Annotated in this window: 1 protein-coding gene; it reads right to left on the reverse strand. The window is 69.9% G+C overall.

Annotation, left to right across the window (positions count from 1 at the left end):
* Positions 1–222 (reverse strand): hypothetical protein (locus KVT34_RS31165; protein ID WP_254635265.1); only part of this gene is annotated, 222 nt, incomplete at its 3' end.
* Positions 223–236: the final 14 nt, after the last annotated feature.

The raw sequence follows: 236 nt of genomic DNA on the forward strand, positions 1-236 counted from the left end.
GGGCTGGTAGGGAGCCGGCTGGACCGGAGCGAGCGACCCCCTGTACCAGGCGAAGGTATCCTCCCCGCTACGGATATGAAACGAAAGGGGCACGTAACCGCTGCGCAGCCGCTCCCTCGCTTCGGCACTGGCCGCGTCGCCCGGCGGCTCCTTTCCCCCTTCCGCTGCCCCTTGGGGCAGCCGGGGCAGCCGAAGGCCGGGTTCATACGCGGGTCCGGACATTTCCCCACCCTCCA

This window comes from Paenibacillus sp. GbtcB18, assembly GCF_019091125.1.
Classification (GTDB): domain Bacteria; phylum Bacillota; class Bacilli; order Paenibacillales; family NBRC-103111; genus Paenibacillus_F; species Paenibacillus_F chitinolyticus.